The organism is Streptomyces pseudogriseolus (assembly GCA_002154585.1).
Classification (GTDB): Bacteria; Actinomycetota; Actinomycetes; order Streptomycetales; family Streptomycetaceae; genus Streptomyces; species Streptomyces pseudogriseolus.
In genome coordinates this window covers 1-9,855 of record MUNG01000356.1, presented here as the reverse complement: position 1 = coordinate 9,855, position 9,855 = coordinate 1, and the positions used below count along the sequence as shown (strand labels likewise).

Genomic DNA, 9,855 nt, shown 5'->3' with positions numbered 1-9,855 from the left:
GCGCCCACCCGTGCCGCCCCAAGCGGCACGACTGCCCGCAGTCGGCAGGGAACTGCGCGATCAGCCCCGTGCGGCCCGCACCCGGCGTCCAGCAGCCCGCGGCACTCCGGTGACCGTCAGTACGGCCAGATCGGGGGGTTTGTGGTGAAGTGGCCGCCCAGGTGGGCGTGGGACGGGTCCCGGGGGTCCAGTTCGCCGTGTTCTGCGATCAGCTTCTCCGCGAAGACCTCGGAGTCGTCCCGCGGCTCGTACCCCAGCGCCCGCGCCGACCCCAGGTCCCACCACAACCGCGTGTTCGCGGAGGAGCCGTACACCACGGTGTGCCCCACCCCCTCCGCGGTCAGCGCGGCGTGGAACAGCCGCGCCCCGTCCGCCGGACTCATCCACACCGACAGCATCCGCACGCTCGTCGGCTCCGGGAAGCACGACCCGATCCGCACGGAGACCGTCTCCACCCCGTGCTTGTCCCAGTACAGCTGGGCCAGGTCCTCCCCGAAGCACTTGGACAGCCCGTAGAAGGTGTCCGGCCGGCGCGGCGTGTCGACGGGGATCAGCGGGTCGTCGCCCTGGGGGCGCGGGGTGTAGCCGACGGCGTGGTTGGAGGAGGCGAAGACGATCCGGCGCACGCCCTCCTCGCGGGCGGCCTCGTACAGGTGGTACGTCCCCTCGATGTTCGCCTTGAGGATCTTGTCGAAGGACGATTCGAGGGAGATGCCCGCCAGGTGCACCACCGCGTCGACGCCCCGCACCGCCTCGCGCACGGCGTCCCGGTCGCCCAGGTCCCCGACGATCGCGTCGGGCGCGCCGTCGACCGGCCGCATGTCGAACAGCCGCAGGTCGTAGCCGTAGGGCGGGAGCAGCTCCCGCATCAGCGTGCCGAGTCCGCCGGCGGCGCCGGTGAGCAGGACGGTGCGGGGAGCGGGCATCTGCGGGTCTCCTTGCGGCGCCGGCCGGAACACGGGAGAGAACATGCAGGTGGACGCACAGCGTTCACGTGCATGGACACGCTAAGGAGCCCTGACGGGATGCGTCAAGTGTCCCTGCGTCACCCTGGCCGTGTCAGCCCTGCGCGGCGATCCGCTTGACCTGCCTCCCTGGCCCGTCTTAGCGTGGTGTCGTTCAGAAATATGGACGCCAATCAAGAATATGGACCAGAATCACGACCAGGGAGAGACAGTGACGCCAGCCCCTCTCGCCGCGCGACTCAGTATCCCCAGCGGGCCGCTGTTCTTCCCGGTCACCGCCTTCGGACCCGACGGCGCCGTCGACCCCGACGCCTTCCGGCTCCATGTGCGGCGCGGCGTCGAGGCCGGGGCCGCCGCTGTCTTCGCCTGCTGCGGCACGGGCGAGTTCCACGCGCTGACGCCCGAGGAGTTCGAGACCTGCGTGCGCGTGGCGGTGGAGGCGGCCGAGGGGCGCGTCCCGGTCGTCGCGGGGGCCGGCTACGGCACCGCGCTCGCCGTCCGCTACGCCCGGCTGGCCGAGGCCGCCGGCGCGGACGGGCTGCTCGCCATGCCGCCGTACCTGGTGAAGGCCGGGCAGGAGGGGCTGCTGCGGCACTACCGTGAGCTGGCCGCCGCGACCTCCCTGCCGGTGATCGTCTACCAGCGGGACAACGCCGTCTTCAGCCCCGCCACCGTCGTCGAACTCGCCCGCACCGAGGGAGTCGTGGGCCTCAAGGACGGCTTCGGCGACCTCGACCTGATGCAGCGCACGGTCAGCGCCGTGCGCACGGCCGGCGTCGAGGAGTTCCTGTACTTCAACGGGCTGCCCACCGCCGAGCTGACCCAGCCCGCCTACCACGGCCTCGGCGTCACCCTGTACTCCTCCGCCGTGTTCTGCTTCGCGCCGGAGATCGCCCTCGCCTGCCACACCGCCCTGCGCACCGGCGACGAGGCCACCGTGCGCCGCCTGACCGACCACTTCTACCGGCCGTTCGTCGAACTGCGCGACCAGGGCCAGGGCTACGCCGTCTCGCTGGTCAAGGCGGGGGTGCGGCTGCGCGGGCTGGACGTCGGGGAGGTCCGCCCCCCGCTGCACGAGCCGGCCGGGGATCATCTCAAGCAGCTCGCTCAGCTGATCGAGCGGGGACAGGCGCTGCTCGAGGAGGGCATGTGAAGGCATCGGCGTTCGTCTACCCCTGGGACGTCAACGGGGACCCCGGGGCGCCCGCGCGGATCGCGGAGCTCGGCACCGCCCAGGTGACCCTCGCCTCGGCCTACCACTCGACCCGCGCGCTGACCCCCCGCCATCCCCGGCACCGCGTGGTCACCGCCGAGTACGCGGCCGTGCTGTACCCGGCCGACGGGTCCCGCTGGGCCGGGCGCGTGCCGCGGCCCCGTCCGGCGGGCGACTGGGCGCCGGGGGACGCCTACGGCGAGGCCGCCGCCGCGCTCACGGACGCGGGCCTCGAGGTCCACACCTGGGTGGTGCTCGCGCACAACTCCCGCCTCGGCGAGGAGCATCCGGACACCTCCGTGGTCAACGCCTACGGCGACCGCTACCCCTGGGCGCCGTGCATCGCGCAGCCGGACGTGCGTGCCTACCTGACGGACCTCGCCGCCGAGGCGGCCGTCCGTCCCGGGGCGCGCGGCACCGAACTGGAGTCGCTCGGCTGGTACGGGCTGGCCCATCTGCACGCCCACGACAAGACCGCCGGGGTCCCGCTCGGGGACGCCGGGCAGTACCTGATGTCCCTGTGCTTCTGCCCCGCCTGCCGGGACGGCTACGGCGCCGAGGGCCTGGACGCGGACGCGCTCGCCGCCGCCGTACGGGACGCGCTGGACCCCGTGTGGCGGGGGGAGGCGCCGTCCGCGGGCGCCTGGCCGGGCATCGAGAAGCTGCTGGGGGACACCCGGGCGCAGGCCACGCGCGCCTGGCGCGACCGCACCGCCCGCACCCTCCAGGAGGCGGCCGTCGCCGCCGTGCGCCGGGCCGCTCCCGACGGCTTCCAGGTGCTGCTGCACGCCGACCCGGTGTCCTACCACTGCGGCGCCAACGCCGGCGTCGACCCCGCCCACGTCCTCTCCGTCGCCGACGGCGTGGTGGTCCCCTGCACCGGCGACCCGGGCCCGATCGCCCCGTTCGCCCGCGAAGGCAGGGAGGGCGCCGTGCTCGCCGCCAACTTCACCGTCGTCTCCGGCATGGGCGGCAGCCCCGGCACCCTCGCGGCCGACGCCGCCGAGGCGCGCCGCCTGGGCGCGACCGAACTGCGGCTCTATCACGCGGGACTGGCGTCGGACGCGGACCTCGCCGCCGTACGGTCGGCGCTGTCCGGCCGCTGACCCGCCAGCACCGCCGCCGTCACCCCCAGCACCACCCCGAGGACGACCAACTGCACGCGCTGGTCGAGGAGTACGACCAGCGCCGCGCCCGCCGCCAGGCCGATCACGTTCGGCGTGAACACCAGGGTGTTCGCGGTGGCGGTGACCCGGCCCAGCAGCGGGCCCGGGGTGCGACGCTGCACGCTCGTGAGCGCGGCGATCAGCGCGGCGGGCAGCCCCACTCCGATGGCCGCCGAGCACGCCCACGCCACCGGGTCGTACGGCACCGCGCGCAGCGCCACCGCGACGGCCAGGAGGGCGATGCCGCACACCGCGAACCGCCGGGCGCCAAGCCGGCGCAGGGCCGGGCCCGACAGCAGCCCGACCGCCACCGACCCCGCCCCCTGCACGGCGTACAGCACCCCGGCGTACGCGGGCGGGTGGCCGAGGTCCTCGACCACCGCGTACGTCAGCGCCCCGCTCACGCCCGCGCACAGCATGGTCACCCCGCCCGCCAGCACCAGCGGGCGCAGCACGGGGTCCGCCCACAGGCGCCGGACGCCCTCGGCGGTCGCGCTCCGGCCGTCCTTCCGCCGGGGCGCCGGCCGATCCTCCCGCAGGCGCAGCGACAGGTACACCAGCGCCGCCGCCAGGAAGCTCGCCGCGTCCAGGACGGCGACGCCCGGCCCGCCGTACGCCGTGTAGAGCCCCGCGCCGGCCAGCGGGGCGAGCAGCTTCATGCCCTCGTTGGCGGTCATCCGCAGCCCGTTGAAGTCGCCCAGCAGGGAGCCGTCCACCGCGCCCGCGACCAGCGCCGACTCCGCCGCGTCGTGCACCGTGCCCGCCGCGCCGTACACGAACAGCACCGCGTAGAGCAGCCACAGCTCCCCGGGTCCGTCCACCGCGCACAGCGTCAGCAGCAGCGCCGTCATGAGCAGGCTCAGCGTGATCAGCAGCGGCCGGCGCCGGTGGCGGTCGGCGAGCGTGCCCAGCAGCGGGCCGGCCAGGGTGGGCGCCCACATCGCCAGCAGACACAGCGCCGCGAGCCCGTCCGAGCCGGTGAGGTCCTTGACCCACACCCCCGACGCCAGCCACAGCGCGGAGGTGCCGAACCCGGAGACCACCACCGCTGTCAGACACCGCCCCGCGGTGCGGTCACGCAGCACGCGGACCGCCGTCCATCTCGTCGTCATGCCTGGTCATCGTGGCCCTAAGGCGGCGGCGACGGCATCGGGCGAATGCCCTAGGGAGCGGACGGGGGCGGGCGCCGGAACCGCTCGCCGATGAGTTCCGCGGCCGTGTCCGGTCACCCCTTCGTACGCCACCGCCTCACGGGAGCAGCCATGACCCACACTCCGCTCGACTTCGGACCGCAGACCAGGATCGTCGCCCGCCTGGCCGAGGGGGTGACCGACGCGCAGCTGTCGGACGGCACGCCGTGCCCCGCATACGCCGTGCGTCATGTCCTGGGCCACCTGCTGGGACTGGCCGTCGCCTTCCGTGACGCGGGCCGCAAGGACCTCGGGGCCACCACCGACACCGGTCCCCAGGACGCCCTGCCGGACGTCGGACCCGCCTGGCGCGCCGAACTGCCCCAGGCGCTCGGTGAACTCGCCGAGGCCTGGCGGGACCCGGCGGCCTGGACCGGCATGACACGCGCCGGGGGCGTAGACATGCCGGGCGAGGTCACCGCCGCCGTCGCCCTCGACGAACTGGTGGTCCACGGCTGGGACCTGGCCCGCGCGACCGGACAGCCGTACACGCCCGACCCGGCCGCGCTGGAGCACGCCCACGCCTTCCTGCGGGCCGCCGCCGAGGAGGGCGACCGGGACGACGGCATCTTCGGACCGGTCGTTCCCGTCCCGGCGGACGCCCCGCTGCTGGACCGGGCGATCGGCCTCAGCGGCCGCGACCCGGGCTGGTCCAGGCGCGGCTGAAGCAGCTTGGTCCACGCCCGCGGAAAGCGCCTCCGAAAGGTGCCCCGGGGACAAGCAATCCGACCCACCTTTGTCAGAAGCATTGACGAACCACCGGCCCGCTCCTACGGTCGTCCGCGTCGTACTTCGTACGTCATATATGAGACGCGATACGCGAGATCCGATACGCGATCCGACGCGAGATCCGAGAGGCGCGCATGACCTCTGTGCCCACGCCGATCCCCTCCCGCACGCAGTACGTGCTGGAGGAGATCAAACGCCGCATCCTCACCGGCCGGCTGACCCCCGGCCAGGCCCTGGTCGAGACCGACCTCGCCGCGCAGTTCGGGGTGTCCAAGACCCCGGTGCGGGAGGCGCTCAAGACCCTGGCCGGCACCGGACTGGTGGTGATGAGCCAGTACAAGGGCGTCACGGTGCGCATGGTCGACGCGGACATGGCGCGCGAGGTCTACGACGTGCGGCTGCTGCTCGAACCGGAAGCGCTGAAGCGCGCCGTGCGCCGCCGCGCCTCCCTGGACGACGCCCGCGAGGCGCTGACCCGCGCCGACGAGGCCACCGACACCGCCGAACGCTCCCTCGCCAACCGCGAGTTCCACCGCGCCCTCTACCTGCCCTGCGGCAACCCGCTGCTGGGCCGGATGCTCGACGAGGTCCGCGACCAGGCCGCCCTGGTCTCCGCGGTCGCCTGGGCCGCCGACCCGTCCTGGGAACGGGAGGCCGACGAGCACCGCGTGATCCTCGACCTGGCCCTCGCCGGGGACGCGGACGGCGCCGCGCGCGCCCTGCACGCGCACATCGCGTCCTTCGTCCGACGCGCCTTCCCCGAGGCGGAGTTCGAGACCGAGCCGGCGGCGGAGCGCGATTCCCGGAAGGACGGTCAGGCATGACGACCACGTCTCCCGCCCAGGCGCGCGCACCCCGCACCGCCGGACCCCCGTCGTTCGAGGCGCAGCGCGCGGCCCTGGCCGGCGTGGTGGCGATCCCCGTCACCCCGTTCGCCGAGGACGGCTCCGTCGACCCGGACACCTACCGGGCGCTGCTGCGCCGCCTCCTCGACGGCGGCATCACCACCCTCACCCCCAACGGCAACACCGGCGAGTTCTACGCCCTCACCCCCGCCGAGCGGCGGCTCGTCACCGAGCTGACCGTCGAGGAGGCCGGCGACCGGGCCGCGATCCTCGTCGGGGTGGGCCACGACGTGCCCACGGCGGTCGCCTCCGCGCGGCACGCCCGCGACCTCGGCGCGCAGATGGTGATGGTGCACCAGCCCGTCCACCCGTACGTGTCGCAGAGCGGGTGGGTCGACTACCACCGGGCCATCGCCGAGGCGGTGCCCGAGCTGGGCGTCGTCCCGTACATCCGCAACGCGCAGCTCACCGGCGCCCGGCTCGCCGAACTCGCCGACGCCTGCCCCAACGTGATCGGCGTGAAGTACGCGGTGCCGGACGCGGCCCGGTTCGCCGCCTTCGCCCGCGACGCGGGTCTCGAACGCTTCGTGTGGGTGGCGGGGCTCGCCGAGCCGTACGCCCCCTCCTACTTCGCCGCCGGGGCCACCGGCTTCACCTCGGGCCTGGTCAACGTCGCCCCGTCCGTGTCGCTGACCATGCTGGAGGCGCTGCGCTCCGGCGACTACCCGACCGCCATGAAGGTGTGGGAGCAGATCCGCCGCTTCGAGGAACTGCGCGCCGCCAACGGCTCCGCCAACAACGTCACCGTCGTCAAGGAGGCCCTCGCCTCCCTCGGGCTGTGCCGCCGTGAGGTCCGCCCGCCCAGCAGGCAATTGCCCGAGAGCGAGCGCGCCGAGGTCGCCGCCATCGCCGCCGGATGGTCGATATGAAGTCACCCGAAGAGCTCCGCAGCCACCAGTGGTACGGCACGGACGGCCTGCGCTCCTTCAGCCACCGCGCCCGCACCCGCCAGCTCGGCTATCTGCCCGAGGAGCACCTGGGCAAGCCGGTCGTGGCGATCCTCAACACCTGGTCCGACATCAACCCCTGCCACGTCCACCTGCGGGACCGCGCGCAGGCCGTGAAGCGGGGCGTGTGGCAGGCGGGCGGTTTCCCGCTGGAGTTCCCGGTCTCCACCCTCAGCGAGACCTTCCAGAAGCCGACCCCCATGCTCTACCGCAACCTCCTCGCCCTGGAGACGGAGGAGCTGCTGCGCTCCTACCCGGTCGACGGGGCCGTGCTGATGGGCGGCTGCGACAAGTCCACGCCCGCCCTGCTGATGGGCGCCGCGAGCGCCGGACTGCCCGCCGTGTTCGTGCCCGCCGGGCCCATGCTGCCGGGGCACTGGCGGGGCGAGACCCTCGGTTCCGGCACCGACATGTGGAAGTACTGGGACGACAAGCGGGCCGGCGTCATCGGCGACTGCGAGATGCAGGAACTGGAGAGCGGCCTGGCCCGCTCGCCCGGCCACTGCATGACCATGGGCACCGCGTCCACGCTGACCGCCGCCGCCGAGGCCCTCGGCGTCACCGTGCCCGGCGCGTCCAGCATCCCGGCCGTCGACTCCGGACACGACCGGATGGCCGCGAAGGCAGGCATGACGATCGTCGACCTCATCCACAAGGACCGCAGGATCGGCGACATCCTCACCGCGGACGCCTTCGAGGACGCGGTCACGACCGTCCTCGGACTCGGCGGCTCCACCAACGCCGTCATCCACCTGATCGCCATGGCCGGACGCGCGGGAGTGAAGCTCACCCTCGACGACTTCGACCGCGTCGCCCGCACCGTCCCTGTGCTCGCCAACGTACGGCCCGGCGGACGGACGTACCTCATGGAGGACTTCCACTTCGCGGGCGGGCTGCCCGGGTTCCTCTCCCGGATCCCGGACCTGCTGCACCTGGACCGTCCAACCGTCTGCCACGACACCCTGCGCGACCAGCTCGCCGGCGCACGGGTGCACGACGACGACGTGATCCGCACCCGCGACAACCCGGTCGCGGCCGAGGGCGGGGTGGCCGTGCTGCGCGGCAACCTCTGCCCCGACGGCGCCGTCATCAAGCACATCGCCGCCGAGCCGCACCTGCTCAGGCACACCGGTCCCGCCGTCGTCTTCGACGACTACAAGGAGATGCAGCGGACCATCAACGACCCGGCGCTGGGCATCACCGCGGACACCGTGCTGGTGCTGCGCAACGCGGGCCCCAAGGGCGGTCCGGGCATGCCCGAGTACGGGATGCTGCCGCTGCCCGACCACCTGCTCAAGCAGGGCGTGCGGGACATGGTCCGGATCTCCGACGCCCGGATGAGCGGCACGAGCTACGGCGCCTGCGTGCTGCACGTCGCCCCCGAGTCGCACGTCGGCGGGCCGCTCGCGCTGGTGCGCACCGGCGACCCGATCACCCTCGACGTCGAGAACCGCACCCTCACCCTCGACGTGGACGACGAGGAGCTGCGCCGCCGCCGCGCGGAGTGGACGCCGCCGCCCGCGCGCTACGAACGCGGATACGGCGCCCTCTACCTCGACCAGATCACCCAGGCCGACACCGGCTGCGACTTCGAGTTCCTCGCCCGGCCGGGCGTCGTCCAGGACCCGTACGCGGGCTGATCCGCCCGCCCGGGCGGACCAGGCTCCCGCACACCCGTGCAGAAAGCGCTTCCTGTCAAGCGCCACCGGCTCGGCCCAGGCACCCCGCACAGCACGACGTACCGAGAAACGGAGAACAGTCATGGCCCAAGCCGCAGCCGTGGCGAAACCGCCCGCGCCACCGAGGCGGCGCCGTGCCTCCGCCGCACCCCGCCGACTGCCCTACCTGCTGATCGCGCCGGCCGCCCTGCTCATGCTGGGGTTCATCGCGTACCCGGTGCTCAGCGTCTTCTACTACAGCCTGCGGGACTACAACCCCACCAAGCCCTGGCGGAACGGCTTCGCGGGATTCGACAACTTCACCCGCATCTTCACCGACGACCCCCTCTTCTGGGACACCCTCGTCTTCAGCGCCAAGTGGGTGTTCGTCGAGGTCGGCCTCCAGCTGCTGTTCGGACTCGCCCTCGCCCTCGTCGTCAACCAGACCTTCGTCGGCCGGGCCCTCGGCCGCGCCCTGGTCTTCTCCCCGTGGGCCGTCTCCGGCGTGCTGACCTCCGCGATCTGGGTGCTGCTCTACAACTCCCAGACCGGCATCACCCGTTACCTCGCGGACATGGGCATCGGCGAGTACGGGGTGAGCTGGCTGTCGGACACCTCCACGGTGTTCCCCGCCGCGGTCGTCGCCGACCTGTGGCGCGGCGTGCCCTTCTTCGCGATCCTCATCCTCGCCGACCTCCAGTCCGTCTCCAAGGACCTGTACGAGGCCGCCGAGGTGGACGGCGCGAGCCGCTTCAAGCAGTTCTGGCACATCACGCTGCCGCACCTGAAGGACGCCATCATCCTCTCCACGCTGCTGCGCGCCGTGTGGGAGTTCAACAACGTCGACCTGCTCTACACGCTGACCGGCGGCGGACCCGCCGGCACGACCACCACGCTGCCGCTGTACATCGCCAACACCTCCGTCGACGCCCATGACTTCGGCTACGCGTCGGCCCTGACCACGGTGGCGTTCGTGATCCTGCTCTTCTGCTCGACGGTCTATCTGCGGCTGAGCAAGTTCGGAGGCGAGAAGTGATCACCAAGGAGGCCACCGTTGCCGTCCCCGCCCCCGCGCCGGCCGC

9 protein-coding genes are annotated in these 9,855 nt (G+C 73.2%); 7 read left to right on the top strand and 2 right to left on the bottom strand.

The genetic code is table 11. The features are described from left to right. Positions 1-116: 116 nt before the first annotated feature. Positions 117-926 carry an NAD-dependent epimerase/dehydratase family protein gene (locus CCN29_RS27235; RefSeq protein WP_031019844.1) on the bottom strand — a complete coding sequence of 270 codons (810 nt, stop codon included), beginning with the start codon at positions 924-926 and terminating at the stop codon, positions 117-119. Positions 927-1,176: 250 nt separating this feature from the next. Here CCN29_RS27235 and CCN29_RS27230 point away from each other — a divergent pair, with 250 nt between their 5' ends. Beyond that, a complete protein-coding gene (locus CCN29_RS27230) occupies positions 1,177-2,118 on the top strand; it encodes a 5-dehydro-4-deoxyglucarate dehydratase (RefSeq protein ID WP_006132740.1) in 942 nt (313 codons plus the stop codon). Further along, positions 2,115-3,284: a hypothetical protein gene (locus tag CCN29_RS27225; protein ID WP_086685239.1), complete on the top strand. Its 1,170-nt coding sequence runs from the start codon at positions 2,115-2,117 to the stop codon at positions 3,282-3,284. Before CCN29_RS27230 ends, CCN29_RS27225 begins: the two co-directional genes overlap by 4 nt. On the opposite strand, the gene CCN29_RS27220 is transcribed toward CCN29_RS27225, so the two are convergent. Continuing rightward, positions 3,221-4,456: an MFS transporter gene (locus CCN29_RS27220; protein WP_442538508.1), complete on the bottom strand. Its 1,236-nt coding sequence runs from the start codon at positions 4,454-4,456 to the stop codon at positions 3,221-3,223. The genes CCN29_RS27225 and CCN29_RS27220 overlap by 64 nt on opposite strands. Before the next feature lie 150 nt (positions 4,457-4,606). Here CCN29_RS27220 and CCN29_RS27215 point away from each other — a divergent pair, with 150 nt between their 5' ends. The 5 genes from CCN29_RS27215 (at position 4,607) to CCN29_RS27195 (ending at position 9,809) form a co-directional block, all read left to right on the top strand. Then, a complete protein-coding gene (locus CCN29_RS27215; RefSeq protein WP_031019853.1) occupies positions 4,607-5,200 on the top strand; it encodes a TIGR03086 family metal-binding protein in 594 nt (197 codons plus the stop codon). A 197-nt stretch (positions 5,201-5,397) separates the two neighbouring features. Then, a complete protein-coding gene (locus CCN29_RS27210) occupies positions 5,398-6,087 on the top strand; it encodes a GntR family transcriptional regulator (protein WP_031062264.1) in 690 nt (229 codons plus the stop codon). Beyond that, positions 6,084-7,037 (top strand): dihydrodipicolinate synthase family protein, encoded by a 954-nt coding sequence (locus tag CCN29_RS27205; RefSeq protein WP_086685233.1) that lies wholly within the window; start codon positions 6,084-6,086, stop codon positions 7,035-7,037. The genes CCN29_RS27210 and CCN29_RS27205 overlap by 4 nt, the downstream gene beginning before the upstream one ends. After that, complete coding sequence (araD, locus tag CCN29_RS27200; protein WP_086685230.1) at positions 7,025-8,755, top strand: L-arabinonate dehydratase; 1,731 nt, start codon at positions 7,025-7,027, stop codon at positions 8,753-8,755. The genes CCN29_RS27205 and araD overlap by 13 nt, the downstream gene beginning before the upstream one ends. Positions 8,756-8,876: 121 nt before the next feature. Then, positions 8,877-9,809 (top strand): carbohydrate ABC transporter permease, encoded by a 933-nt coding sequence (locus CCN29_RS27195; protein WP_006132733.1) that lies wholly within the window; start codon positions 8,877-8,879, stop codon positions 9,807-9,809. Positions 9,810-9,855 lie beyond the last annotated feature (46 nt).

Coding starts and splice junctions, on each gene's coding strand:
- CCN29_RS27215 (WP_031019853.1), top strand. CDS start 4,607: ATGACCCACACTCCGCTCGACTTCGGACCGCAGACCAGGATCGTCGCC.
- CCN29_RS27205 (WP_086685233.1), top strand. CDS start 6,084: ATGACGACCACGTCTCCCGCCCAGGCGCGCGCACCCCGCACCGCCGGA.
- CCN29_RS27220 (WP_442538508.1), bottom strand. CDS start 4,456: ATGACGACGAGATGGACGGCGGTCCGCGTGCTGCGTGACCGCACCGCG.
- CCN29_RS27210 (WP_031062264.1), top strand. CDS start 5,398: ATGACCTCTGTGCCCACGCCGATCCCCTCCCGCACGCAGTACGTGCTG.
- CCN29_RS27195 (WP_006132733.1), top strand. CDS start 8,877: ATGGCCCAAGCCGCAGCCGTGGCGAAACCGCCCGCGCCACCGAGGCGG.
- CCN29_RS27235 (WP_031019844.1), bottom strand. CDS start 926: ATGCCCGCTCCCCGCACCGTCCTGCTCACCGGCGCCGCCGGCGGACTC.
- araD (WP_086685230.1), top strand. CDS start 7,025: ATGGTCGATATGAAGTCACCCGAAGAGCTCCGCAGCCACCAGTGGTAC.